We start from the raw sequence: 24,291 nt of genomic DNA on the forward strand, positions 1-24,291 counted from the left end.
GGGATCATGCCAGTGCCGAACGATCCGAATCCTGATCTCCAGTCGTACGCCGATCCGGGCCGCCTGGTCACCACCGGGTGGTTGGCCGACCACCTGGGGGCTGACGGCCTCGTGGTGGTGGAATCCGACGAGGACGTGCTGCTCTACGAGTCCGGCCACATTCCCGGTGCCGTCAAGGTGGACTGGCACCTGGAGCTGAACGACCAGGTGACCCGCGACTATCTGGACGCCGACGGGTTCGCGGAGCTGTGCGCCCGCAAGGGCATCCGGCGCGACGACACCGTGGTCTTCTACGGTGACAACTTCAACTGGTGGGCGGCGTACGCCCTGTGGGTGTTCACCCTGTTCGGTCATCCGGACGTCCGGCTGCTCGACGGTGGCCGGCAGAAGTGGGTGGCCGAGGGGCGGGAACTGACCCGGGAGAAGCCCGATCGCCCACCGGCGGACTATCCGGTGCCACGCCGCGACGACGCCCCGGTCCGGGCCTTCCGCGACCAGGTGCTCGCCCACGTCGCGGCGGGCCGGCCGCTGGTTGACGTCCGGTCGCCGGGCGAGTACACCGGCGAGATGCTGCACATGCCGGACTATCCACAGGAGGGCGCGCTGCGCGGCGGGCACATCCCGGGCGCGGTGAGCAAGCCGTGGAAGTCGGCGGCCAACGACGACGGCACCTTCAAGAGCGCGGATGAGCTGCGGGCGATCTACGCCGACCAGCTCGGGCTGGCTCCCGCCGACGACGTGATCGCCTACTGCCGGATCGGGGAACGGTCCAGCCACACCTGGTTCGTGCTGCGCCACCTGCTCGGCTACCCGCAGGTGCGGAACTACGACGGATCATGGACCGAGTGGGGCAACCTGGTGCGCACCCCTATCGTGAAGGGCGACCAGCCGGGCGGTTTGTCGAAAACCTCATGATATAGCCGCGTCAGTAGCTGTATCTGGTGATCGGCGGAGTGGGTCGGGCCGTGCCCGCAGGTGGATAGCCTGCCGGAATGCGGCAGGTGTGGCGCGGCGACCGCCGCCTCGTGGGGCTGCTCCTGCTGGGTGCGATCCCGGCGGCGGTGGAGTCGGCGGTGCTCACCGGCGTCGGCTTCCGGAGTGCCCAGGGCCAGGGACCGCAGGTGACGGCGGTCTGGCCGTACGACGTCTACCACGACCTGCGCTGGCTGCTGGTCTACCACGACAGCTGGGTGACCTTCGGGCTGGAGTGGGTGGTCATGGTGCTCGGCCGGGGATTGCTAAGTGCCGGGTTCGTGGTCCTGGCCTGGCCCCGCGAGGTCCCCCGGCCCGGGGTTCGCGACCTGGCCATGCGGAACCTCGTATTAGCCGCGGTGGCGAGTGTCATCCTGTCTCCGTGGGCGGCGCTCAACCTGGCGGCCGGGGTGGTGGCCCTGTCCTGGTACCTGTTCGCCTCGCTGATCCCGCTGTTCCTGCTCGCCCCGTTCCTGCAACGGGCCGGCGCGGTGTCCGGGTGGTGGCGCGGGCTGCCGTCGATCGAGATGGTCGGCTGGTCGCTGCTGAACTTCGCCCTGATCACGGCCGCCGGAGCGGCGATCTGGAGCGTCCCGGCGTGGCTGAACGTGCCGGTCGCGGCCATCGCCGGGGCCGCGAACGGTCTGCTCTGGCAGCGCGTCGTCTGTGCCGCCGTGCTGCCCCGCCGGACGCGGTGGCGACGGGTGCCGGTGGCCCCCGTCGCGGTCGTGCTGACCCTGCTCGCCCCTTTGGCGGTCCGGGCGGCGACCGGGGCCAAGACCGGCACCCAGGGCGAGTGGGAGGTGCCGGTCCTCAACCAACCGTTGCCCGACTCCATCGACCATGCGGTGATCGCCCTGGCCGGATACGACTCCGTATACGACGGCGCACCGGCGGTGGACCCCGACGTGGAGCGCTTCTCCTACCTCGGGATCGACGAGCGTGGTCGGCCCCGCCCGTATCCGGCGCAGGCCACCCACGGCTCGCTGGAGAGCAGCGCGGCCCTACTCGACGCGCAGGTGCGGAAGCTGCACGAGCGCACCCGCAAACCGGTGGCGCTCATCGGGCAGAGCCAGGGCGCCATGGTGGCCCGACTCTACCTGCGGATGTATCCCGGTTCGCCGGTCGACACCGTGATGTTGTTCAGCCCGCTGGTGCGCGCCGGGCGCACCTACTATCCGCCTGCCGAGGCCGACTCGGGCTGGGGGTTGGCCGCCGGTTGGCTGATCCGGGGACTGTTCGCCGTCAGCAACCAGGTCAGCAAGGTCAAGGACGATCCCGACGACGGTTTTGTCCGGTCGCTGCTGGAGGAGGCGCCGTTCTGGCGCAACGAGACACTCTGCCCGGTGTGGGGAGTCCGGATGATCGCCTTCATTCCCACGATCACCGCCGCCGAGGCGCCGCCCCTGGAGTACGCCCGGATCCCGGTGTACCAACTACCCGCGTTCCACGGCGGATTGCTCGGCCGGCCGGTGGTGCAGGATCGGATCTTCAGCTACCTGGGCGGCGAGGAACTCAACCGACCGACCGGGGAGTACACGGTGCTACAACGACTCTCCGCGGCGTGGCAGGCCCCGCCGTTGTTCCTTTCGTTGAATCCGGCCTGGGCGGACAACGAGGGGCCGGACCCGGCCCGCACCGGACGGATCTGCCAGCCGCGGTGAACAAGGATCCGGGAGCGGGAGGTGGGCAGGTGCGATCGCCGCGCGCCCGGCTGGCCTGGCTCGTCGTGCTCTGCGCCGCGATACCGGTGATGGGAACGGTGGCGCTCGTCCGGGTCGGGCTGCTCGGCGGGCAGGGACTGAGCCCGCAGAGTTCGGCCGTCCGCCCGTACGGCACGTACCACGATCTGCGTTGGCTGCTCGTCTACCACGACTCGTGGTTGGTCTTCACGCTCGGGCTGGTCGGCGCGATCCTGCTCCGCGGTGTGATCTCCGCGGTCCTGATGGGACTGGCCTGGCCGGCCGAGGTGTCTCCACTGTCGGCGGCCAGCCTGCTGCGGCGCAACATCGGCGTGACGGCGTTCAGCGCGGTCATCATCGCGCCGTTCGCCGCGCTGGCCGTCGCCGCGTCGGTGGTCTCGCTGTCCTGGTTCATCTTCGCCTCCCTCATCCCGATGTTCCTGCTCGCGCCGTTCCTGCAACGGCTGGCGGTGACGGCGAAGGGCTGGCACGGCCTGCCTCCGGCGGAACTTGTTGGTTGGTCACTGCTCGACTTCGTGGTGATCACCGTGGCCGGCGCCGTGGTCTGGACGGCGCCCGAATGGTGGTCACTGCCGGTGGCCGCGATCGTGGGTGCGGCGAACGGCCTGTTGTGGAACCGGACCGTACGCGCGGCGGCGCTGCCGGCACACGTCCGGTGGCCTCGGCTGCCGGTGGTGCCGATCGTCGTGGTGCTCGCCCTGGCCATCCCGATCGGGGCCCAGGCGCTCATCTCGACCGGCTATGAGGCGCGCCACACGTACAACCCGCCGATCCTCACCCAGCCGCTGCCCGCCACGGTCCCCTACGCGGTGATCGTGCTGGCGGGCCACGACTCCGCGTACGACGGTCGCGCGTCCGGCGATCCGTCCGTGGAACGGTTCTCCTACGCCGGACTCGGTCCGGACCGCCGGCCGTTGCCGTACCGGCAGGTGGCCACCCACCAGTCGTTGGAGGCCAGCGCGGCCCGCCTCGCGGCCCAGGTCGACGCGGTACACCTGCGCACCGGGCGGCCGATCGCGCTGGTCGGTGAGAGCGAGGGGGCGATGGTGGCCCGGACCTACCTGCGGAACCGCCCCGCGTCGCCGGTCAGGGTGCTCATGATGATCAGCCCGCTGGTGCGCACCGGCCGGACCTACTACCCGCCGCCGGAGGCGTCCACTGGCTGGGGACTCGCCGCCGGTTGGTTGCTGCGCGGGATCTTCACGGTCACCGACCTCGTCGGGAACACCGGTCTCACCCCGGACGAGCCGTTCCTGCGATCACTGCTGGACGACGGGCCGTACTACCGCTTCAACACGATGTGCCCGATCCCCGGCGTACGGGTGATCGCCTTCCTGCCGACGGTGAGCGCCGCCGAGGCGCCGCCCGGCCAGTACACCCAGATCCCGACGGTGGAGGTCCCGTCGTTCCACGGCGGCTTCCTGGGCCGGCCGGTGGTCCGGGACCAGTTGGTCGACTTCCTCGCCGGCGAGGACTTCAATCTGCCTCGGGCCGAGTATCCGGTGCTCCAGCGGCTCGGCGCGGCCTGGCAGGCGCCCACCCTGTCGGTCACGCTCAACCCGGTGTGGCGGGACCAGGTGTCACCTGGCCCGGCCTTCACCGCGGCCCGGCTGTGCCGCGGCTAGGCCTAGGCCGGAGCTGCGGGCGTCAGCGTCCGGCGGGGCCGGGCCGGAGGAGCAACCAGATGGCCGCGACCGCCAGACCGGCGGACAGCGGAGCCCCCAGCGGGTGGTACGGGAGGAGCAGCACGCCCACCACGATGCCGGCCACGGCCACGCCGACGGCCAGGGCCGTGGTGATCCGCCGGTCGATGGCCACCGCGAGCCCGACCACCACGGCCAGCGCCCCGACGAGGATCCGCAGCCACCCCCAGCCGGTGAGATCGAGGTGGTGAAGACCCTCGTCCGAGATGTCGACGTACCGGTCCGGGACGGCCGAGATCCCGGCCAGGATGTCGATCAGGCCAGCCAGGCCGAGCAGCAGCCCGGCGGTGTAGCGGCGGCGGCGTCGCCACCCGACCGGCGGACCGACGCCGCCCGGCCCGAGTCCACCCGGCCCCGGACCATCCGGACCGCCGCCGCACCCGGCACCGGTGCCGCCTAGCCCGTCGCCACCTCCCGAACCGCTGCCGCCCAGGTCAGGCTCACTTCGCGCGCTCACATCAGCCCCCGCCGTTGGTCGTGGTGCCCGCGTCACCAGGCTAAGCGCCGGAAGGGCCCCCTCCGATGGAAAGCAGTGGATCCACCGCTCGCTACCCTTGCCGGGTGACGGTGGGTCAACATGTGGACAACGTGGCCGGGACGGCGCCGCGACGGCGCTCCCGGCGGGACGAGATCCTCGCTATCGCGGTGGACCTCTTCGCCTCCCGTGGCTACCACGGGGTATCGATGGATGACATCGGGTCGGCTGCCGGGGTCACCGGGCCGGCGCTCTACCACCACTTCGCCGGCAAGGAGGCGATGCTGGTCGCGGCGCTCGTACCGGTAAGCGACGGGCTGCTCGCCGGCGGCCGGCAGCGGGTCGCGGCGCATCCCCGGGACGCGCGCTCCGCGCTGGAGTCGTTGATCGACTTTCACGTCGAGTTCGCGCTGGCCAATCCGGCCGTTATCGCGTTGCATCTGCACGAGTTGGATCGGCTGCCCGAGGAGCCGCGCCGGCAGATCCGCCGATTGCAGCGCCTGTACGTCGAGGAATGGGTGGGTGTGCTCACCTCGGTCCGGCCCGGGTTGCCGGCCACCGAGGCACGGGTACTGGCGCACGCGGCCTTCGGTCTGATGAACTCCACCCCGTTCCTCGGGGGCGAGGTGGATCGGCAGCGGCGGGCCCGCCTGCTGCGTGACGCGACTCTCTCCGCCCTGACGGGGGACCCGGATTCCTGACCCGGGAGTCCGGCATGGTGTCCTAGCAGCCGGCAGGACCGCTGGACCGGGGAGGAAGTACACAATGATCGAGTCGCTGCTCGTCGCGAACCGGGGCGAGATCGCCCGCCGGATCATCCGTACCGCGAGGCGGCTCGGTGTCCGGACCGTGGCCGTCTACTCGGAGGCGGACGCGGGCCTGCCGTTCGTCGTCGAGGCCGACGAGGCGGTGTGCGTCGGCCCCGCGAACCCGGCGCAGAGCTACCGGAACGTCGAGGCCATTCTCGACGCCGCCAAGGCCACCGGCGTCCAGGCGATCCACCCCGGCTACGGCTTCCTGTCGGAGAACGCGGAATTCGCCCGTACCGTCGAGGCCCGTGGCCTGATCTGGGTCGGGCCCGGCGCCGACGCGATCGACGCGATGGGCGACAAGATCAATGCCCGGAACCTGATGGCGGCGGCCGGGGTGCCGGTCGCGCCCGGGACCACGGACCCGGCTGCCGACGTCGACGCGGCCGTGTCGGCTGCCGGGGACATCGGTTACCCGGTGATGGTCAAGGCCGCCGCCGGCGGCGGTGGGATGGGCATGGCGGTGGCCGCCGACGAGGGCGCGCTGCGCACCGAGTACGAGAAGGTGCGCGCCTTCGCCGAGCGGATGTTCGGCGACGGCTCGGTGCTGATCGAGCGCTTCTTCCCCCGGGTACGCCATGTGGAGGTGCAGATCCTGGGCCTGGCCGACGGCCGGGTGGTGGCCCTCGGCGAGCGGGAGTGCTCGGTGCAGCGGCGCAACCAGAAGCTGGTGGAGGAGTCGCCGTCCCCGGCGGTCTCCCCGGAACTGCGGGAGCGGTTCCTGGCCGCGGCGGTGCGGGCGGGCGAGGCGGTCGGCTACCGCAACGCCGGCACCGTGGAATGCCTGCTCGATCCGACCACCGGCGAGTTCTTCTTCCTGGAGATGAACACCCGGCTCCAGGTGGAGCACCCGGTGACCGAGCTGGTGTATGGCGTGGACCTGGTCGAGGAGCAGCTCCGGGTGGCCGCCGGCCTGGCGCCGACGTTCGACCCGGCCGCGCTGGCGCCGCGCGGACACGCCATCGAGCTGCGGATCAACGCCGAGGATCCGAAGCGGTTCCTGCCCGGTCCGGGCGCGATCAGCACGTGGGTGGAGCCGGCGGGAGACGGGGTCCGGGTCGATTCCGGGTACGCCGAGGGCACCACGGTGACGCCGTTCTACGACTCGCTGATGGCGAAGTTGATCGTGTTCGGCACGGACCGCGCGGAGGCGATCGACCGGGCCCGAGTGGCGGTGGCGCAGTTCCAGGTGGCCGGCCCCAAGTGCAACCTCCCCTTCTTCGCCGAACTCCTGGAGAACCCCGAGTTCGTCACCGGCGACTACGACACCGGCATAGTCCCCCGCATGCGCTGACCCACCACCCCCCTTCTTTTCGCGTTGATCAAGAGCTTCGCGTCACGTTCCGCGCCGAATCTGACGCAAACCTCTTGATCAACCCCGAAAGGGCAGGAGGGGCTGACGGGGTGCGATGCTGGAGATGTTGAGCCGGGAACTGGGCACAGTGAGGTGACCGCATGAGGCAACTGCCGGACTTCGTGTCAATACGCGAGGTCGGTCCGCGCGACGGGCTGCAGAACGAGGATCCCGTGCCGACCGACGACAAGGTGCGGCTGCTGGACGCGCTGTCGGCCACTGGGGTACGCCGGATCGAGGCGGTCTCGTTCGTCCACCCGAGGGCGATCCCGCAGATGGCCGACGCGGACGAGGTGTGGCGGCGAGCCGCGAAGGCCACCGACGTGCGCTACTCGGCGCTGGTGCCCAACACCCGGGGCGCGCAGCGGGCGCTGGCGGCGGGGTTCACCGAGATCGAGGTGGTGGTGTCGGCGAGCGACACGCACAACCGGCGCAACGTCAACCGGTCGACCGACGAGTCGCTTGACGACATCGCCGAGCTGATCGACCTGCTGCACGGCGCGGGAGCCACCGTCGAGGTGATCGTCGCCACGAGCTTCGGCTGCCCGTACGAGGGTGACGTGGACCCGAAGCGGGTGGCCGGCATCGTCGACCGGGTGGTCCGGGACGGCGCCGACCGGGTGGCCTTCGGGGACACCACCGGCATGGGGACGCCGCGCCGGGTCCGGGAGTTGCTGACCGAGGTACGCGACCGGAACGCGCACGTCCCGGTGCTGCTGCACTTCCACAACACCCGGGGCACCGCGCTGGCGAACCTGTTGACCGCGCTCGAACTCGGGGTAACCGAGTTCGACGCGAGCGTGGGCGGGTTGGGTGGCTGCCCGTACGCCCCGGGGGCCAGCGGCAACGTGGCCACCGAGGAGGTGGTGCACATGCTGCACGACATGGGGATCGACACCGGCGTGGACCTGTCGGCGCTGGTGGAGGCCGCGGCGCTGGCCGAGCGGATCGTGGGGCGGGAGTTGCCGTCGGGCGTGCTGCGGGCGGGCCCGCGTACCCGGCTGACGCCGCTGCCGGCCTGATCGGCGTACCCGGCTGACGCCGCTGCCGGCGAGGCAAGCCGGAATCCTCGTTGATCAAGAGCTGTGCGTCATCGGGAGCGCCGAATCTGACGCACAGCTCTTGATCAACGGACGGCACGGGTTCAGTGAGCCGTGGCGGAGCTCTCCACGGGCAGGCTGGCCGCCACCCAGTCCTCGATGCCGTCGGCGTACTTGCGCACGTTGGTGTAGCCGAGGGTGGTCAACCGGTCCGCCACCCGGCCGCTGTTGGGGCAGGTCGGACCGGTGCAGTAGGTGACGATCGGGGCGTCCCGATCGGGCAGCAGGGTGGCCGCCCGGTCCTTCACCTCGGCCTCCACCAGCGGGATCGCTCCAGGGAGGTGCTGCTGGGCGTAGTAGTCGCCGCCGAGCGTGTCGACGACGGTGACCTGGTCGGTCGCGATGAGGGCGCGCAGTTCTTCGCGACTGATGATTGCGGTCATGACAACCTCCGAGTTAAGGGGACTAGAGTCCGGTTATGCCTCCCGAGATTAGCGGACCGCAGTCCGGTTATGCCAGACCGACCGAGGAACTGCTGACGTGGCGTACCGCACCGCCGAAGGAGCGGGCCGACGCGGCGCGCAACCGAGTCGCGGTGCTCGCGGCCGCGGCGGCGCTGTTCCGGGAGCGCGGGGTGGACGGGCTGTCGATGGACGCGGTGGCCGCCGCGGCCGGCGTCGGCAAGGGGACCCTGTTCCGCCGTTTCGGTGACAAGGCCGGGCTCGCCGTCGCGCTGCTGGACGAGCGGGAGCGGGCGCTCCAGGAGGCGATTCTGTTCGGCCCGCCGCCGCTCGGGCCGGGTGGTCGGGAGGGCGCGCCGGCGCCCGTTGAACGCGTGCGGGCCTTCGTGTCGGCCTATCTGGACTATCTACTCGACCATCTCGACCTGGTCAGGATGTCGGAGACGGCCGCGCCGGGTGCCCGCTACCGGATCGGCGCGTACCGCTTCTGGCACCGGCATCTGGCGCTGTTGCTGGCCGGCCGTCCGGACCCGGAGGCGGACGCGCACACCATGCTCGCCGTGCTGGCCGCCGAGCACGTGCATGGCGTGCTCGGCGAGGTGGGGCCGGACCGGGTGCGCCGGGCTGCGCTGGCGCTGGCCGATGCGCTAACCTAACGATCGTTCAGGTGACGGTCGGATGGGTAGGGAGTCGGCGTGACGCTCGACGGCGAGGCGTTGGAGCAACTACGCAAGCGGGTGCGGGCCGGCGGTGCCGAAAAATACCACGCCGCCAACGCCGCCAAGGGCAAGCTGTTCGCCCGGGAACGGATCGCGCTGCTGGTTGACGAGGGCTCGTTCGTCGAGGACGGGACCTACGCGAACGCGCTCGCCGAGGGGTTGCCCGCCGACGGTGTGGTCACCGGCCAGGCCAGCATCGACGGCCGGCAGGTGTGCCTGATGGCCAACGACAGCACGGTCAAGGCGGGCAGCTGGGGCGCCCGTACCGTCGAGAAGATCATCCGGATCATCGAGCGGGCCTACGCCGCCGGCCTGCCCATGGTCTACCTCGTCGACTCGGCCGGCGCGCGGATCACCGACCAGGTCGACCTGTTCCCGGGCCGGCGGGGCGCCGGCAAGATCTTCTGGAACCAGGTCCGCGCCTCCGGGTCGATCCCGCAGGTCTGCGCGCTGTTCGGGCCGAGCGCCGCCGGTGGCGCGTACATCCCGGCGTTCTGCGACGTGGTCGCCATGGTGGACGGCAACGCCAGCATGTACCTCGGCTCGGACCGGATGGTCGAGATGGTCACCGGCGAGAAGACCACGCTGGAGGCCATGGGCGGCGCCCGGGTGCACTGCGCCGAGTCCGGTGTTGGTCACTTCCTCTGCAAGACCGAGCAGGACGCGCTGGACGTCGTCCGCCGTTACCTCTCCTACCTGCCGGCCAACTGGACCCAGCCGCCGCCGGCCGCGCCGGCCGCCGCCGCCCCGACCAGCATCGACCTCGCGGCGCTGGTGCCGGCCAGCGAGCGGCAGGCGTTCGACATGCGCCGGTACGCCAAGGGCCTGCTCGACGAGGGCAGTTTCTTCGAGATCCAGGCGTTGTGGGCCAAGGAGCTGACCATCGGCTTCGGCCGGCTGGACGGCGAGGCGGTCGGCGTGGTCGGCAACAACTCGATGTTCAAGGGCGGCGTGCTGTTCGTCGACTCGGCGGACAAGGCGACCCGGTTCGTCCAGCTCTGCGACGCGTTCAACATCCCGCTGCTGTTCCTTTCCGACGTGCCCGGTTTCATGGTCGGCACGGCGGTGGAGAAGCAGGGCATCATCCGGCACGGGGCGAAGATGATCAGTGCCATCTCCGAGGCGACCGTACCGAAGATCTGCGTCGTGGTGCGTAAGGCGTACGGCGCCGGCCTGTACGCGATGGCCGGGCCCGGCTTCGAGCCGGACGCCACGATCGCGCTGCCCACCGCCAAGATCGCGGTGATGGGCGCGGAGGCGGCGGTCAACGCGGTGTACGCCAACAAGATCGCCGCGATCGCCGACGAGCAGGAACGGGCCGCGTTCGTCGCGGCCAGGCGCGCCGAATACGAGCGGGACATCGACATCGTCCGGCTGGCCAGCGAGCTGGTGGTCGACACGATCGTCGAACCGCACGAGCTGCGGGTCGAACTCATCCGTCGGTTCGCCGCCGCCCGCGGCAAGGACCGGCAGTTCTCCCGGCGTCGACACGGCGTCACCCCCGTCTGACGGGGTCCGCACCACGGGTCCGGGACCGACCGACCGGTCCCCCGGACCAGCCAACCCCGGCGGGCGCCACAAGCTCACCCGACCGGCATCGCCTGAGGAGGAAACATGGACTTCCGGCTCACCGAGGAGCAGGAGGCGCTGCGGGCCAGTGTGCGGGAGTTCGCCCGCGAGGTTGTCGCGCCGGTCATCGCCGAGCACTACGAACGGCACACGTTCCCGTACGACGTGATCCGGCAGATGGGCAAGATGGGCCTGTTCGGGCTGCCGTTCCCCGAGGAGCACGGCGGGATGGGCGGCGACTACTTCGCGCTCTGCCTCGCCCTGGAGGAACTGGCCCGGGTGGACTCCAGCGTCGCCATCACCCTGGAGGCGGCGGTCTCGCTCGGCGCGATGCCGATCTACCGGTTCGGCTCCGACCAGCAGAAGGCGCAGTGGCTGCCCAAGCTCACAAACGGTGAGGCGCTGGCCGGCTTCGGGCTCACCGAGCCGGGCTTCGGGTCGGACGCGGGTGGCACGACGACCCGGGCGGTGCTGGACTCCTCGACGAACGAGTGGGTGATCAACGGCTCGAAGGCGTTCATCACGAACTCGGGCACCGACATCACCGTGCTGGTCACCGTCACCGCGGTCACCGGGACCAACCCGGACGGCAGCAAGGAACTCTCCACAATCATCGTGCCCTCCGGCACCCCCGGCTTCACGGTCGCGCCGGCGTACTCGAAGGTGGGCTGGAACGCCTCCGACACGCACGAGCTGACCTTCGACGACTGCCGGGTGCCGGCGGAGAACCTGCTCGGCCAGCGCGGCCGGGGCTTCGCCCAGTTCCTGCGCATCCTCGACGAGGGGCGGATCGCGATCGCGGCGCTCGCCGTCGGGCTGGCGCAGGGCTGCGTCGACGAGTCGATCAAGTACGCCAAGGAGCGCCAAGCCTTCGGCCAGCCGATCGGCAACTACCAGGCGATCCAGTTCAAGATCGCGGACATGGAGGCGCAGGCGCACATCGCGCGGCTGGCCTACTACGACGCGGCGGCCCGGATGCTTGCCGGCGCGGACTTCAAGCGCCAGGCGGCGATCGCCAAGCTGCACGCCAGCACGATCGCGGTGGACAACGCCCGGGAGGCGACCCAGATCCACGGCGGGTACGGCTTCATGAACGAGTATCCGGTGGCCCGGTTCTGGCGCGACTCCAAGATCCTGGAGATCGGCGAGGGCACCTCGGAGGTCCAGCGGATGATCATCGCTCGCGATCTCGGGTTGTGAGGAAGGGGTCCCGCCTGGCGCCCCCGGGGACGGGCGGACCTGCGGTCATTGAGCACGCTCGGTAATCGACATCGTTCCGCCCGTATCGGCATTCCCCGATCGATTCCGGCCTGTGTCGGGTATCCGGCTGCCCATGGTCGGCAGCGCGACGGATCCCTGCCCGACGTCGGTGCCGCTGCGTACCCTTCCTGCCCATGACTGCGGATCATGGGCGGGGCCGGGAGGACATGACCCTCGACGGTCTGCTGCGTCAGCGGCGTCGAGCCGCCGGGCTGACCCAGTCGGAACTCGCCCAGCGGGCCGGCGTCGGGGTGCGTACGGTCCGTGACCTTGAGCGCGGGCGGTCCACCCGACCACAACGGACCACAATCGAGTTGATCGCCACCGCGCTGGGGCTGACCGGTGCCGAGCGGATGGGATTCCTGGCCGCCGCGCGCACCGCGGCGGTCGACCAGGCGGCTCAGGGCGGCGGCCCGGCGACCGCGCAGGCAGCCGGTCCGACCCCCGCACCGGCTGGAGAACAGACCGCCGGGCCGGTGACGCTCACCGCGCCGAGCCTGTCGCTGCCACCACCGCCACCCCTGATCGGTCGTACGCAGGATGTCGCCGAACTGAGCGCGATGCTGATCGGCCCCGAGGGGTCGGCGCCGCCGGTGGTCACACTTGTCGGACTCGCCGGAGTCGGGAAGACCGGGCTCGCTCTCGCGGTCGCCGACCGGGTGGCCCATCGGCACTCCGGCGGGGTGGCCGGCGTGCGGGCCACCGAGGGGCCGGTGGACAAGGACATCCTGGCCACGGTCGCGGCGGTGTTCGGGGTGGCCCGACCGCAGGATCTGCCGGCCCGCCTCGTCGGTGCCCCGACGCTGCTGCTCATCGACGCCATCGAACGAGATCCGGACGCGGTCGCCGAACTCGTGCACTGGCTGGCCCGACGTGCCCCCAACGTGCGCGTGTTGGCCACCGGTCGGCACCCGATCGGCCTGCTCGGCGAGCGGGTGTGGCCGGTCACGCCGCTGGAGGTGCCGCCGGCCGAGGTGCCGGTCGACCTCGCGGCCATCGCGTCGTACCCGGCGGCGGAGCTGTTCCTCGCCCGGCTGAGCCAGGTGCGGCGCGAGCCGCCGGACCCCGCGGAGCTGCCGGCCCTGGTCAAGCTCGTCCGCCGCCTGGGCGGGCTGCCGCTGGCGCTGGAACTGGCCGCCGCCCGGGGGCGGGTGCTCGACCTCACCGAACTGCTGCACCGGTACGGCGACCGGGTGCTCGACCTGTCCGGCCCGCCGACCAGACGCCAGGCGGTCGCGGGAACACTGCGGGACGCGGTGGCGGCCAGCTATCGGCTGCTCGAACCGTACGAGCGGGCCGCGCTTCGCCGCCTCGCCGTCTTTCGCAACCGCTGGTCGGTGGAGTTGGCGGAGGCCATGTTCGAGCCCGGTGCGACCACCGGTGGCGCGGGCGCGGCACGGCGCGGTGCGGTGCTGGCTGATAGCGATGGAGGTGTCGCCCAGGTCGACGGCGGCTCCGGTTCGGGCACGGGCGCCGAAGCCGACGACGCCACCGCGTTGGCGGAACTTGCCGCCGACCCGGTGCCGTTGCTGGACCGGTTGCTGGGGCTGGGGCTGCTCAGCACGCTGGGCACCGGACCGTTCCGGTTCCGGCTGCTGGACGTGGTGCGGGACTTCGCTGTCGAGCAGTCGGCCGCCGATGGTGAGCTGACGACCATCAGACGGCAGTACGCCACGGTCCTCGCCCGGATGGCGACCCGGATCTCCGCCGACCTGACCGGCGCCAACCAGTCCCGGGCCGTCGGCCTGCTGGACTCCGTCTCCGGTGACCTGTGGGCGGCCCTCGCGTACGCGGCCACGGACGATCCGCACACCGCGCTTCAACTCGCCGTCCAGCTGCCGCGATGGTGGCGGTTCCGGGGCCGGGACGTGGCGGGTCGGCAATGGTTGCGCCGGTTGCTCGACGACCCACGGACCAACGACGCCAACCCGGTGCTGCGGGCCTGGGCGCAGGTCGGGATCGCTCAGCTGGCCCAGGAGCACGGGGAGGGACCGACGGAGCTGACCACGGTCCAGCAGGCATTGTGGCAGTTCCAGCAGGCCGGCGACGTCGCCGGCGAACTCGCGGCGCGCAACGTCCTCTGTGGCCTCTACACCGCGGTGGGTGGCCACGACGAGGCCCGCCGGCACGGGGAGGCGGCTCTCGCGCTGGCCGGTCGGGCGGGCCGGATCCGGGACATGGTCGTCGCCCAGAACAATCTGACCTGGCACGACATCCGGGTGGGGGAGTTGGCGGCGGCCCGGCGGCGGCTGGCCGCGGTGGACCGGTTGGCCGCCCAGTGCGGCGAGGAGCGGCTACGGGTGCTGGCCCGCGCCAATCTGGCCGAGGTGGCCCGGCTCGACGGGCGGTACGCGGACGCGGTCCGGCAGGGTCGGCGGGTGGTGGGGGCGCTCGCCGAACTGGGGGACCCGGGCCACCGGTGGCGGGTGCTCGGCACCGTCGGGCTCGCCCTGGCTCAGGGAGGTCACCTGGCCGAGGCGGAGTCGCTGCTCACCGAGATGTGGACGGCCGTGCCGGCGGCCGTCCCGGATTCCGTGCCGGCGGTCGGTACCCGTGCCGCTGGAGGGCCGCAGGAGGGCATCCTGAGCCTGCTGGAGGGGCATCTGGCGCTGCGCCGGGGTGATCGGGAACGCGCCGCCGAGTGGTTCGCCGCGGCCGAACGGTCGTGCGTCGCCGGACGTGACGTGCGGGACGTGGTGGAGTCCCTGGTGGGGCTGGTCGCCAGCCTCGACGATCCGGTGGCTCGCAAGGAGGCTCGGCGCCGTCTCGACGAGGTGTCCCGGGACGGCGGCATCACCCTGTTGCCCGGTGAGCTGGCGCTGATCGACGAGAGCGGTCGTGCCGGGCCCGATCGTCACGACGGGGTCGCCGGACGCTGACCGGTGTCGGCCGCCCCTTGAGACGCTGACCGGTGTCGGCCCACCCCCTGACAGGGCCGACACCGGCCAGACCAGCGGTGCCGGGTGATCCCGGAGCACCTTGCGCCCCGGGGTGGTGCGGACGGATCTGCCCCCGACAAGCCCCTCGCTCGTCTCCATCCGCTCCACTCCCGGAGCCCCCCGCTTCAGCACATTAGCCATCCGGTGCAAGCGTTTTGTCGGGTTCGCCGAGAGCCGCCGTAGTCGGCGCGTGATTTCTGCCGGTCTTTCTGCCGGTAGTGCCCTGCGCGCGGCGGCGGAACGGAGGTCAAAGCCTGAGCGGGTCTGCCGACCGAGCCGCACTAGGACTGCGGCTGATCCTCGGGTGCGAGGGTGCTGCCGGCCGTCGCCTCCGGGTGCACGGCGTCCCGGAGCTTGCGCAGGCCGGCGAGCAACTGTTCCAGCTCGGTGGGTGTCAACTGGCCGGTGAACCACTGCTCGATGAGGGCCAGGTGACCCGGAAGGGTCTCGTTCAGGCGTCGCTTCCCGGCCTCGGTGACCACAGCGAACCAACTGCGTCGGTCGGAGGGGCAGGCCCGGCGGAAGACCAGTCCGTCCCGTTCCATGCGGTCGACGACGCGGGTCACCCCGCTGGTGGAGAGGGACGTCTGCGCCGCCAGGTGGCTCATCCGCAGCCCTTCCCCGGGTGACCGGGCCAGCCGCATCAGGACCTCGAACTCGACCATCGACAGGCCGTGTTCCGTCGCTTGAGTGGCCAACCGTGCGGTCAGCCCGGCATGTGCCTCCAGGAACAGGCCCAGTGCCGTGATCCGCGGGTCGTCGGAGAGGTTCTCGGTCACGTTCTCATCTTAGCAGTACTTGACACGAGGAATATTGCAACGGTTATAGTTGCTACGTCACTCGTTGACGTACTCAACTATTTCGGAGGATGCTCCCATGACCAGCAGCACCGGCGCCGTCACCCGCGAGTGGCAGGGTTTGACCATCCCGGCCCCCGGCACCTACACGCTCGACCCCGCGCACGCCCGCGTCGGCTTCGTCGCCCGGCACATGATGGTCAGCAAGGTCCGCGGCCAGTTCGCCGAGGTGACCGCCACGATCACCGTCGCCGAGGACCCGACCGATTCCGCGGTGCGGGCGACCATCCAGGCCGCGACCATCGGCACCGGGCAGGCGGACCGGGACACGCACCTGCGCAGCGGCGACTTCCTCGACGTGGAGAAGTACCCCACCCTCGAGTTCCGCAGCACCCGCGTCACGTCGGTCCGGGGCAACGAGTTCACTCTCGCCGGTGACCTGACCATCCGTGGCGTCACGCACCCCGTCGAGCTCGACGTGGAGTTCGAGGGCGTCGGTCGGAGCCCGTTCGGCCAGGACATCTTCGGCTTCTCCGCCAGCACCGAGATCGACCGCGAGGACTTCGGCCTGACCTGGAACGTGGCGTTGGAGACTGGCGGTGTTCTCGTCGGCCGGAAGGTGAAGATCGAGATCGAGGGCGAGGCGATCCGCGAGGGCTGAGCCTGACCTGTCCGGGAACCACACCATCTGGTACGCCCCGGTGACCCGTCCCACGGTCACCGGGGCGTACGACTGGGTAAGGGTCGTGCACGGGCGGTTCCGGATGTGCCAAGGTGTACCCGGCGCTGTCGCCCGGTCACCCGACGACACACACCCCCGCGCACCCCCGGGAGGGCACATGGGCCGCGATGTCCCGCAAGGCTTCTTCTCCCGAGAGGACCGGGTCCGCTACCGGCAGAAGGTCCGTCGCTGCCTCGACGTCTTCGCCCTGATGCTCGACGACTTCGGGTTCGACGCGGACCGGCCGATGACCGGCCTGGAGATCGAACTCAACCTGATGGACAAGAACGCCGAGCCGGCGATGCGCAACGCCGAGATCCTGGCGGACCTCGCGGATCCCAACTTCCAGACCGAACTCGGTCAGTTCAACCTCGAACTCAACGCCTCCCCGCGCCTGATCGAGGGCACCGGTTTCGCCGACTACGAGACGGACCTGCGGACCAGTCTGGGGCGGGCCGACGATCGCGCGGGCAAATCCGACGCGGCCCTGATCATGATCGGCATCCTGCCCACCCTGACGGAGGGGCACCTGGTGGCGGACAACCTCTCCACGAACGAGCGGTACCGCGTGCTCAACGACCAGATCGTCGCGGCCCGGGGCGAGGACATCGAGCTGGACATCCGTGGCGTGGAACGGCTGGAGACGCACACCGACTCGATCGCCCCGGAGGCGGCCTGCACCAGCCTACAGTTCCACCTCCAGGTGGCACCGGACAGCTTCGCCGATATCTGGAACGCCTCGCAGGCGATCGCCGGGGTGCAGGTGGCGCTCGGGGCCAACTCGCCGTTCCTGTACGGCCGCCAACTCTGGGCGGAGACCCGGATCGCCCTCTTCGAGCAGGCCACCGACACCCGTCCGGACGAGCTGAAGGCACAGGGGGTGCGACCGCGCGTCTGGTTCGGGGAACGCTGGATCACGTCGATCTTCGACCTGTTCGAGGAGAACGTCCGGTACTTCCCGCCGTTGTTGCCGATCTGCGACGACGAGGACCCGGTCGAGGTGCTGCACACCGGCGGAGTGCCGCAGCTCGCCGAGCTGCGCCTGCACAACGGGACCGTGTACCGGTGGAACCGGCCGGTGTACGACATCATGAACGGTCGACCGCACCTGCGGGTCGAGAACCGGGTGCTTCCGGCCGGCCCGACGGTCATCGACATGCTGGCGAACGCCGCCTTCTATTTCGGGCTGTCCCGGGAACTGGCCGAGGCGGACCGCCCGGTGTGGAGCCAGCTCACCTTCGCCACGGCCGAGGAGAACTTCCATGCCGCCGCCCGGCGGGGGATCGAGGCCAGCGTCTACTGGCCCCGACTCGGCGAGATCCGGGTCACCGACCTCGTCCGGGATGTGCTGCTGCCCAAGGCCGCGACCGGGTTGGACCGGTTCGGCGTCGCCGCCACCCACCGGGACCGGCTGCTCGGCATCATTGACGAGCGGTGCCGGACCGGCCGCAACGGTGCGGTCTGGCAGACGGAGACGGTGTGGGCCGCCGAGCGTGGTCGACGGATGGACCGGTCCGCCGCCCTGCACCACATGCTGCGCCGGTACGGCGAGTTGCAGCGGACCAACGAGCCGGTGCACACCTGGCCGGTGGACTGACGTCGCGCGTAGGAGCGCGGCTGGTGGCCCGAGGACGTTCGGGGCAACGGCCGGACCACGCCCACGATGCCGGCGACCTCGGTCCAGCGGCGGCAGGAAGCGGCGTGATCGCAACTCAACCGACCGGGCCTCCGGATCCCGGCTCGGCCCGGACCGAACCGATGGCGTCGGCGAGGATCCGTTCCTCGTCGGGCACGAGGACCACCCGCCATGCGCCGCAGTGACACGACTGGTATCGCACCGTGCCGTCGACGCTGTGATGCCGGGAACGTGTCCGCCAGGAATGATCGTTGATAGCCATGACCAGAGCTTGGTGTAATGGCATTATGCATCTCAACCCTTACGGTGCTGACGCTGTCATCCTCGCCGTCGACCTGGCGAACGCTCGGCCGAGTTCGCTGGACGAGTTGGTTCACCGCTGCGTGGCCGCCGGGCTCGTCGCCGACATGCCGGTCGACGAACGGGATCTCACCGCGGCCGAACAACTGCTCGACCAGTGGTGCGACATCGTCGACACCCCCACTCCGGAAGGCCGGGCGGACCTGCTGAACCGCCTGCTGGCCGAGTCGTCGGCGTACCCGCGGCTGTCCAACCACTCCGGCACCGGCTGGCACCTGCACTACCGCGACGACACGGCGACCTTCGGCACGGTGCTACGGGCCATCATCGCCGTGGGGACGGCCCTGCACCTCGCCGGTCGGGGAATGAGCCGGCTGGGACGGTGCGCCGTCGACGGGTGCCCGACCATCTACGCCGACGTATCCCGGGGTGGTCGCCAGCGTTACTGCTCGCCGGGCTGCGCCAATCGGGATGCGGTACGCCGGCACCGGGCGACGGTCAGCCGGCACGCTCAGCGGGTTGCGCCGGCACCGTCGTCGGACCGGCTGGCGTCGGAAGCGGCGCCGGACCGCCCACCGCCGGCACCGTCGTCGGACCGGGGGGCGCCGGAAGCGGCGGTATCCGTGTCCACCGGTCCGTCGACCTGGGACGCCGGCACGGACTGAGTCCGGTCGGCGGGTTGCTCGTCGTCGCGCCGACCGTGGGTCGGGATCCGCGCCGGCTCGTCCTCGGGGACCCGCTGCCTCGGAAACCCTGCCGGCTCGTCCTCGGGGACCCGCTGCCTCGGAAACCCTGCCGGCTCGTCCTCGGGGACCCGCTGCCTCGGAAACCCTGCCGGCTCGTCCTTGCCCGGAGCGGCTCCCGAGTCACCGGACCCGGCCCGAGACGGCAGAGCCGGTTCCGCGACCGGTGCCGGAGCGGAGGAGGGTGAGTCGGCAGCTACCGGCGTACCAGCGGGGTCGACCCTGACGGGTCGCCGGTCGGCCCGCTGGGCCAGCGCGGCGACCAGCACCGAACCGGCCACCCCGGCGATGACGGCGTACGGTGCCGCCAGGTGGGCCGACACCTGTTCGGCCCGGATCCCCACCAGCCGGGGAGCCGCCAGGAAGTAGGCGACGGCGACCAGCAGCGGGCCGGCTCCCCCGGAGATCGTGGTGCCGACCCGGTGGGCCGACCGTCGGGCCGCCGAACGCGCCGTGAGCGCGCCGATGACAAGCGCAGAACCGAGCGACAGCGCCGCTCCCGGCCAGTAGAAGTAGTTGCGGAACCAGTACCGGTCGCCGTCCGAGGTGATCTGCCAGACGCCGAGCTGGGCGCCCCCGATCCCGCGACCGGAGATCACCGCGTGGATGACGGCGACGACGGCGATCAGCCACAGCCAGGCGACGGTTGCGACGATGTTGTTGGCCACCGCGGGCGAGCTGAGCGCCCAGATCGCGGCCAACAGCCCCAGCAGGACGCCGAGCACGGCGTAGCCGGCGGCGATCGTCTGCGGGGAGAAGGTGTCGGCCCTGGTCGCGGCGCGGGCCGGCACCGCCACCAAGGCGACGGTGAGCACCGCCCCGACCGCGCTGGCCAGGGCGAGAGTTATCCGCCACAGACCGCTGGCCAGCGCCGGACCGGCGGAGGGATCAGCGGTGGCGCCGTCTGGACCCGGCCGGGCCAGCCGGGCGGCGCAGACCGCCCCGGCGACAGTGGCGGTCGCCGCGATCCAGGTGGCCCAGGCCAGGCCGGCCACCCAGGCGGCCTCACCGGTCGCGTCGGTCGACGGTATCCACGCGATGACGCCCAGGCCGTAGCCCAGACCAAGCTGAGCCGCGCCCGCACCGGCTGCCACACCGATGGCGGTCGCGACCGCTCCTCCCCAGCCTCGTACGGCCATGCCGGGCAGCGTAGCGGTCGGTCGCCCACCCGGCGAGCCGCACCGGACCGGATCCGTGGCCACCTCCCCAGGCCCGTCCCGGTCCGACCGGGGCTTGCGGGCCCACACCGGATCGACGGGCGGCTAAGTTGGACCGTGTGGGGTGACGACCCACCGGCGGAGAGGACGTGCGATGCCCGATCAGGGTGAGCGGCCGCGTAGCGGCGGCGAGGGCGACGAGACTCGGCCGATCCCGCCGGAGGGTGAGCCGGGAGCCGCTCCACAGCCGGACGCCACCCAAGCGATGCCCCCGTCCGACGGCACCCGCCCGATGGCGTCCGACGCGACCCGGCCGATGCCGCCGTCCGACGCGACCCGGCCGATGCCGCCGGACGCCACCCGACGGCATCCGGCGACCGGTCCGGACGACCGGACCACCGCCGGCACCCCACCGGTCTGGTCTGGTCGCGCCGGGGTCCCTCCGCCGTCGGCAGGGCGGGTCCGCGAGCCGGCGCCACCGGACTGGGAAGATGTCCGCGAGCCGTCCCGTCCCTGGTGGATGCCGATCCTGCTGGGAATCCTCGCCCTGATCCTGTTCGGCGGGATCGCTATCGGGCTCTGGCTGATCGCCCGGTCCACCGGTGAGGGGGGAGGTACGCCGACCCCACCGGCCACCACCGCGCCGACCACGGCATCGGCTGAGCCGACCAGTGCCGCGCCGACATCGGCCGCCACGACGGCCGCTCCGGCCATCGCGGTGCCGCCGATCGTCGGGCTGCCGCAGGACGCGGCGCGGACCGTGCTGGACCAACTCGGGCTCGCGTACCGGCTGGAGTTCCGCGAGTCGGACCGGCCGCCGGGCGTCGTCCTCGCCACCGACCCGGAAGCCGGCGCCCAGGTACCGGAAGGGACAGTGATCACCCTGGTGATCTCGCAGGCGCCCACCACGCCCTCGGCTACGGAGGTCTCTCCGCCGGTCACCGGCACGCCGTCGCCGACCGGCTGAGCGCGACACCGGCGGCGCGTGCCCTGATCCGGCGGGCGGCGCGTATCCCATCCGGCGGCACATGCGTCGTCCGAGCGGCGTATATCCCACCCATGGGCACGTATCCCACCCATGGGCACGTGCGCCGTCCCAGTGGCGCGTACCCAGCCTGCGGTGCGTGCGTCGTCCGGATGGACCCGGACCTGTGGGTCAGACCCGGACCCGACCAGCCGGCACCCGACGGGTCGTCGTGGGTGGGCGGCGTTGGGTCACGGGCACCGGCGGTCGGTGCTGGCGCAGGCCAGCCACCTGGACGAAGATCGAGCGACGGTCCACCGCGTCGCCCGCGGTGTTGAGTTCATAGCCGTCGAGCCAGACCCAGCCGTCGTAGGTCGGCCAGTCGTGCACCCGGATGACCCGGAAGAAGATCGGCACGGTGAACTGGACGCTCGCCTCGCGGGTCACCTTCAGCACGTCGCCAGAGCGGGGAAGCACATCAAACTCCTGGTCCGAGTCGCACCGGAGGTGGAACCGGCGAGAGGTGGTCAATGTGGGGATGATGTCGGGCCGAACGGTGGCCCCGGCGGGCGGCTGGGTGAACTCGGGCGATGTGCCGTCGACTGTGGAGCCAGGGTGCCGGCCGGTCCGGTGGCCGGACCGGATGTCCGTTCCGGTCCGGCCGACACCTCCGGGCTCCGGGAACCGCTCCCGCCGCCACAGCGGCGTGGCGTCCAGCGGCGGGGACCTCACCCCGGAGCGGGACTGCGGGATCCCGCCGCAGCGGCGGGTCCACGGGTCACGCTCATGGCCGCGGTCACCCGGGTGGCGGCGGCGAACCGGTACGCGGCGCCGGCTTGCGCTCGGCCGCGACGCTGAGTGATCTGGCCCATACGCACAGGGTGCACGAAGGACATGATCAATGCAAGTTGCATGTCAATATCTGCATTTCCCTGCCTGTCGGGGCGGTCGAGCGCTTGAACTGGCGCGCCGCGTGGCGGCAGACTGGAACCGGTTCCGCCGCCGCGGTCGGCTGAGTGCCTACTCCGCATCGCCGTGACCGTCCCGTCGAACGACATCGCGCCCTCGACGGGCACCCCCTGATGCGCGATCGACCGGAGGTGAACCGGTGACGGAGCGCCGGAGCCCGACCATCCGCCGCCGCCGCCTCGGGGCCGAGTTGCGACGCCGACGCGAATCCGCCGGAGTCACCATCGAGATGGTCGCCGAACAGCTGGAGTGTTCCGCGTCGAAGGTATCCCGGATCGAGACCGGACACACGTCGGCCACGCCCCGCGATGTCCGCGACATGCTGGCGATCTACGGCGTGGAGGGCGCGGAATGTGACGAGCTGGTCCAGATCGCCCGGGAGGCGCGGCAGAAGGGTTGGTGGCACCCCTACAGCACGGTGCTCACCGGCGCGTACGTCGGGCTGGAGGCGGCGGCCGGCTCCATCCGGGCGTACGAACAGCAGGTGGTGCCGGGTCTCCTGCAGACCGAGGAGTACGCCAAGGCGATGATCCGGGCCGCCCGGCCTGACATCCCAGACGACGAGGTCGAGCAACGGGTCCGTGTCCGGTTGGGTCGTCAGTCGTTACTGACCCAGGACGATCCGATCGACCTATGGGTGGTGCTCGATGAAGCGGTGGTAAGTCGACCAGTGGGCGGCGACGCGGTGATGCGGGCCCAGCTGGAGCGGCTGGTCGAAGCGGCGGAGCTGCCCAACGTGACGCTCCAGATCCTGCCGTTCGAGGTCGGGGCACATGCCGGAATGGACGGCACGTTCGCGATTCTCGACTTCCCGGAGGCAGGCGATCCAGACGTGGTCTACGCCGAGAACGCCACGGGCGGTCTCTTCCTGGAAAAGAACGACGAACTACAGAAGTACATCTTCATTTTCGATCACATCCGGGCCGCGGCTATCCATCCGGAGGAATCCGTAGCCCTGATAGCTAAGTTGGCAGAGGAGCCATTGTGGAAGTGGAGGCCAAGGGTTTCCGCGTAGATCTCGACAACGCTGTCTGGCACAAGAGCACGCGTAGCGGGCCCAACTGTGACAACTGCGTCGAGGTGGCCTTCGTCGGTGGCGCGATCGCGGTACGCGACTCGAAGAACCCCGACGGGCCGGCACTCGTCTTCACCCCGGGCGAGTGGGACGCCTTCGTCGGCGGCGCCAAGGACGGCGAGTTCGACCTGGACTGAACCATCTCCCCCCGACAGACGGACGAACGGTCGCTTCGCGACCTGGAGCGTGCGGCCTCCGGCAGCCTCAGGCGCCGGAGGCCGTCCCGTCTCGGCCAGCCCCGGCACGGCACCGCGTCGCCGCCCGCTCGCCGGGTCGTTGTACCAGGCGGCACGGCGGAGGCCGACCAACCCGCCCGCGGGTTCGAGCACCGAGCGAGGGCAGGCGATACGGATGAGCATCGAGTCGGAGAATCTGGGCAACGGTACGGGCAAGTCCGAGCGCTTCGGCGGCAAGTACCGGGGCGCCCGCCGGGACGCGGTACTTGCCGAGGCCCCGCTGCCGGCGGACAGTACACGTGACGCTGGGAGCGCCCCGCTGGAGCCGGCGGATTCGCCGAGCCTGCCGTCGCTGGGCGGACTGACCGAGCCGGTGTTCGAGCCGGCCGACTGGTCCACCACCGCCGTCGAACCGATGGTCGAGCACCCGCTCTTGCGCGGCCTGCTGATGGAGCTGCCGCCCAAGGGCCGCGGCCCGTCGCCGGAGTGGCTCGACCGCTGGTTCGAGGCCACCCGGGCCATCCTGGACCTCATCTACGCGCAGGGCGCCGGCCGCACCCGCTGACGCGCCAAACCACCCACCCACCCCGCCACCCACCCCCCACCCACCCATTCGCGTCGATCTAGGTGTTCTGTCCAGAGAGGTTGGGTAGGGTCTGTCAAGTTAACGGCTGATCTTGGTTGTTGAGGTGGTCAGTTGTTGGCCGGGGTGAGCCGGCCTTCGAAGGCGATCTGGAAGGCGTTCAGGG

At 71.2% G+C, this 24,291-nt stretch carries 22 protein-coding genes and 1 pseudogene; 17 read left to right on the top strand and 6 right to left on the bottom strand.

Annotation, left to right across the window (positions count from 1 at the left end; all coding sequences use genetic code 11):
• The first annotated feature begins 6 nt into the window (after positions 1-6).
• The 3 genes from ACFQUZ_RS12845 to ACFQUZ_RS12855 all read left to right on the top strand — a co-directional run bounded on the left by ACFQUZ_RS12845 (position 7) and on the right by ACFQUZ_RS12855 (position 4,300).
• Positions 7-915, top strand: a complete 909-nt coding sequence (locus tag ACFQUZ_RS12845; protein WP_377441547.1) for a sulfurtransferase — start codon at positions 7-9, stop codon at positions 913-915.
• A 77-nt stretch (positions 916-992) separates the two neighbouring features.
• Complete coding sequence (locus tag ACFQUZ_RS12850; protein WP_377441549.1) at positions 993-2,636, top strand: serine aminopeptidase domain-containing protein; 1,644 nt, start codon at positions 993-995, stop codon at positions 2,634-2,636.
• A gap of 89 nt (positions 2,637-2,725) precedes the next feature.
• On the top strand, positions 2,726-4,300 hold the full coding sequence (locus ACFQUZ_RS12855) for an esterase/lipase family protein (protein WP_377441615.1): 1,575 nt from the start codon (positions 2,726-2,728) through the stop codon (positions 4,298-4,300).
• Positions 4,301-4,322: 22 nt separating this feature from the next.
• On the opposite strand, the gene ACFQUZ_RS12860 is transcribed toward ACFQUZ_RS12855, so the two are convergent.
• Entirely contained in the window at positions 4,323-4,835 is a 513-nt protein-coding gene (locus ACFQUZ_RS12860; protein WP_377441551.1) for a hypothetical protein, read from the bottom strand.
• Between the two features lie 104 nt (positions 4,836-4,939).
• On the opposite strand from ACFQUZ_RS12860, the gene ACFQUZ_RS12865 reads away from it, so the two are divergent.
• The 3 genes from ACFQUZ_RS12865 to ACFQUZ_RS12875 all read left to right on the top strand — a co-directional run bounded on the left by ACFQUZ_RS12865 (position 4,940) and on the right by ACFQUZ_RS12875 (position 8,038).
• Positions 4,940-5,554 (top strand): TetR/AcrR family transcriptional regulator, encoded by a 615-nt coding sequence (locus tag ACFQUZ_RS12865; protein ID WP_377441553.1) that lies wholly within the window; start codon positions 4,940-4,942, stop codon positions 5,552-5,554.
• A 64-nt stretch (positions 5,555-5,618) separates the two neighbouring features.
• Positions 5,619-6,956 (top strand): acetyl/propionyl/methylcrotonyl-CoA carboxylase subunit alpha, encoded by a 1,338-nt coding sequence (locus tag ACFQUZ_RS12870; protein WP_377441555.1) that lies wholly within the window; start codon positions 5,619-5,621, stop codon positions 6,954-6,956.
• 161 nt (positions 6,957-7,117) lie between these two features.
• Positions 7,118-8,038 (top strand): hydroxymethylglutaryl-CoA lyase, encoded by a 921-nt coding sequence (locus ACFQUZ_RS12875; RefSeq protein WP_377441557.1) that lies wholly within the window; start codon positions 7,118-7,120, stop codon positions 8,036-8,038.
• Positions 8,039-8,160: 122 nt separating this feature from the next.
• On the opposite strand, the gene ACFQUZ_RS12880 is transcribed toward ACFQUZ_RS12875, so the two are convergent.
• The gene (locus ACFQUZ_RS12880; RefSeq protein ID WP_377441559.1) at positions 8,161-8,499 is read right to left on the bottom strand and encodes a rhodanese-like domain-containing protein; all 339 of its coding nucleotides are present in this window, start codon (positions 8,497-8,499) and stop codon (positions 8,161-8,163) included.
• Between the two features lie 35 nt (positions 8,500-8,534).
• Here ACFQUZ_RS12880 and ACFQUZ_RS12885 point away from each other — a divergent pair, with 35 nt between their 5' ends.
• The 4 genes from ACFQUZ_RS12885 (at position 8,535) to ACFQUZ_RS12900 (ending at position 14,944) form a co-directional block, all read left to right on the top strand.
• Positions 8,535-9,173, top strand: coding sequence for a TetR/AcrR family transcriptional regulator (locus ACFQUZ_RS12885; protein ID WP_377441561.1), 639 nt, complete (start codon positions 8,535-8,537; stop codon positions 9,171-9,173).
• 39 nt (positions 9,174-9,212) lie between these two features.
• A complete protein-coding gene (locus tag ACFQUZ_RS12890; protein WP_377441563.1) occupies positions 9,213-10,745 on the top strand; it encodes an acyl-CoA carboxylase subunit beta in 1,533 nt (510 codons plus the stop codon).
• 105 nt (positions 10,746-10,850) lie between these two features.
• Entirely contained in the window at positions 10,851-12,005 is a 1,155-nt protein-coding gene (locus ACFQUZ_RS12895) for an acyl-CoA dehydrogenase family protein (protein ID WP_377441565.1), read from the top strand.
• 194 nt (positions 12,006-12,199) lie between these two features.
• Complete coding sequence (locus ACFQUZ_RS12900; RefSeq protein WP_377441567.1) at positions 12,200-14,944, top strand: ATP-binding protein; 2,745 nt, start codon at positions 12,200-12,202, stop codon at positions 14,942-14,944.
• Positions 14,945-15,285: 341 nt separating this feature from the next.
• Here the strand turns inward: ACFQUZ_RS12900 and ACFQUZ_RS12905 are convergent, their stop codons facing one another.
• On the bottom strand, positions 15,286-15,783 hold the full coding sequence (locus tag ACFQUZ_RS12905) for a MarR family winged helix-turn-helix transcriptional regulator (RefSeq protein ID WP_377441569.1): 498 nt from the start codon (positions 15,781-15,783) through the stop codon (positions 15,286-15,288).
• Positions 15,784-15,880: 97 nt separating this feature from the next.
• Here ACFQUZ_RS12905 and ACFQUZ_RS12910 point away from each other — a divergent pair, with 97 nt between their 5' ends.
• Complete coding sequence (locus tag ACFQUZ_RS12910) at positions 15,881-16,462, top strand: YceI family protein (protein ID WP_377441571.1); 582 nt, start codon at positions 15,881-15,883, stop codon at positions 16,460-16,462.
• Between the two features lie 178 nt (positions 16,463-16,640).
• Positions 16,641-18,119 carry a glutamate-cysteine ligase family protein gene (locus ACFQUZ_RS12915; protein WP_377441573.1) on the top strand — a complete coding sequence of 493 codons (1,479 nt, stop codon included), beginning with the start codon at positions 16,641-16,643 and terminating at the stop codon, positions 18,117-18,119.
• A 115-nt stretch (positions 18,120-18,234) separates the two neighbouring features.
• Here ACFQUZ_RS12915 and ACFQUZ_RS12920 read toward each other — a convergent pair whose 3' ends face one another.
• On the bottom strand, positions 18,235-18,420 hold the full coding sequence (locus tag ACFQUZ_RS12920; RefSeq protein WP_377441575.1) for a hypothetical protein: 186 nt from the start codon (positions 18,418-18,420) through the stop codon (positions 18,235-18,237).
• A 25-nt stretch (positions 18,421-18,445) separates the two neighbouring features.
• On the opposite strand from ACFQUZ_RS12920, the pseudogene ACFQUZ_RS12925 reads away from it, so the two are divergent.
• Positions 18,446-18,940, top strand: a pseudogene (locus ACFQUZ_RS12925) (CGNR zinc finger domain-containing protein); the annotation flags it as partial.
• 29 nt (positions 18,941-18,969) lie between these two features.
• Here the strand turns inward: ACFQUZ_RS12925 and ACFQUZ_RS12930 are convergent.
• A complete protein-coding gene (locus ACFQUZ_RS12930) occupies positions 18,970-20,340 on the bottom strand; it encodes a hypothetical protein (protein ID WP_377441577.1) in 1,371 nt (456 codons plus the stop codon).
• A gap of 172 nt (positions 20,341-20,512) precedes the next feature.
• On the opposite strand from ACFQUZ_RS12930, the gene ACFQUZ_RS12935 reads away from it, so the two are divergent.
• The gene (locus ACFQUZ_RS12935) at positions 20,513-21,325 is read left to right on the top strand and encodes a PASTA domain-containing protein (RefSeq protein WP_377441579.1); all 813 of its coding nucleotides are present in this window, start codon (positions 20,513-20,515) and stop codon (positions 21,323-21,325) included.
• 189 nt (positions 21,326-21,514) lie between these two features.
• Here ACFQUZ_RS12935 and ACFQUZ_RS12940 read toward each other — a convergent pair whose 3' ends face one another.
• Complete coding sequence (locus tag ACFQUZ_RS12940) at positions 21,515-21,799, bottom strand: hypothetical protein (protein WP_377441617.1); 285 nt, start codon at positions 21,797-21,799, stop codon at positions 21,515-21,517.
• A gap of 631 nt (positions 21,800-22,430) precedes the next feature.
• Between ACFQUZ_RS12940 and ACFQUZ_RS12945 the strand changes: the two genes are divergently transcribed.
• From ACFQUZ_RS12945 to ACFQUZ_RS12955, 3 genes are all read left to right on the top strand, one after another.
• The gene (locus ACFQUZ_RS12945; RefSeq protein ID WP_377441581.1) at positions 22,431-23,306 is read left to right on the top strand and encodes a helix-turn-helix domain-containing protein; all 876 of its coding nucleotides are present in this window, start codon (positions 22,431-22,433) and stop codon (positions 23,304-23,306) included.
• Positions 23,282-23,503, top strand: a complete 222-nt coding sequence (locus ACFQUZ_RS12950) for a DUF397 domain-containing protein (protein ID WP_377441619.1) — start codon at positions 23,282-23,284, stop codon at positions 23,501-23,503. Before ACFQUZ_RS12945 ends, ACFQUZ_RS12950 begins: the two co-directional genes overlap by 25 nt.
• A gap of 214 nt (positions 23,504-23,717) precedes the next feature.
• The gene (locus ACFQUZ_RS12955; RefSeq protein ID WP_377441583.1) at positions 23,718-24,107 is read left to right on the top strand and encodes a hypothetical protein; all 390 of its coding nucleotides are present in this window, start codon (positions 23,718-23,720) and stop codon (positions 24,105-24,107) included.
• The last annotated feature ends 184 nt before the right edge of the window (positions 24,108-24,291 follow it).

This window comes from Plantactinospora sp. GCM10030261, from assembly GCF_042666615.1.
In the GTDB taxonomy this organism is placed as follows: domain Bacteria; phylum Actinomycetota; class Actinomycetes; order Mycobacteriales; family Micromonosporaceae; genus KBS50.

What these genes read in the sequence shown, in the direction of transcription:
- ACFQUZ_RS12855 (WP_377441615.1), top strand. Translation starts at nt 2,726, where the DNA reads ATGGGAACGGTGGCGCTCGTCCGGGTCGGGCTGCTCGGCGGGCAGGGA.
- ACFQUZ_RS12930 (WP_377441577.1), bottom strand. Translation starts at nt 20,340, where the DNA reads ATGGCCGTACGAGGCTGGGGAGGAGCGGTCGCGACCGCCATCGGTGTG.
- ACFQUZ_RS12880 (WP_377441559.1), bottom strand. Translation starts at nt 8,499, where the DNA reads ATGACCGCAATCATCAGTCGCGAAGAACTGCGCGCCCTCATCGCGACC.
- ACFQUZ_RS12850 (WP_377441549.1), top strand. Translation starts at nt 993, where the DNA reads ATGCGGCAGGTGTGGCGCGGCGACCGCCGCCTCGTGGGGCTGCTCCTG.
- ACFQUZ_RS12910 (WP_377441571.1), top strand. Translation starts at nt 15,881, where the DNA reads ATGACCAGCAGCACCGGCGCCGTCACCCGCGAGTGGCAGGGTTTGACC.
- ACFQUZ_RS12895 (WP_377441565.1), top strand. Translation starts at nt 10,851, where the DNA reads ATGGACTTCCGGCTCACCGAGGAGCAGGAGGCGCTGCGGGCCAGTGTG.
- ACFQUZ_RS12870 (WP_377441555.1), top strand. Translation starts at nt 5,619, where the DNA reads ATGATCGAGTCGCTGCTCGTCGCGAACCGGGGCGAGATCGCCCGCCGG.
- ACFQUZ_RS12845 (WP_377441547.1), top strand. Translation starts at nt 7, where the DNA reads ATGCCAGTGCCGAACGATCCGAATCCTGATCTCCAGTCGTACGCCGAT.
- ACFQUZ_RS12920 (WP_377441575.1), bottom strand. Translation starts at nt 18,420, where the DNA reads ATGGCTATCAACGATCATTCCTGGCGGACACGTTCCCGGCATCACAGC.
- ACFQUZ_RS12900 (WP_377441567.1), top strand. Translation starts at nt 12,200, where the DNA reads ATGACTGCGGATCATGGGCGGGGCCGGGAGGACATGACCCTCGACGGT.
- ACFQUZ_RS12935 (WP_377441579.1), top strand. Translation starts at nt 20,513, where the DNA reads ATGCCCGATCAGGGTGAGCGGCCGCGTAGCGGCGGCGAGGGCGACGAG.
- ACFQUZ_RS12885 (WP_377441561.1), top strand. Translation starts at nt 8,535, where the DNA reads ATGCCTCCCGAGATTAGCGGACCGCAGTCCGGTTATGCCAGACCGACC.
- ACFQUZ_RS12875 (WP_377441557.1), top strand. Translation starts at nt 7,118, where the DNA reads ATGAGGCAACTGCCGGACTTCGTGTCAATACGCGAGGTCGGTCCGCGC.
- ACFQUZ_RS12955 (WP_377441583.1), top strand. Translation starts at nt 23,718, where the DNA reads ATGAGCATCGAGTCGGAGAATCTGGGCAACGGTACGGGCAAGTCCGAG.
- ACFQUZ_RS12915 (WP_377441573.1), top strand. Translation starts at nt 16,641, where the DNA reads ATGGGCCGCGATGTCCCGCAAGGCTTCTTCTCCCGAGAGGACCGGGTC.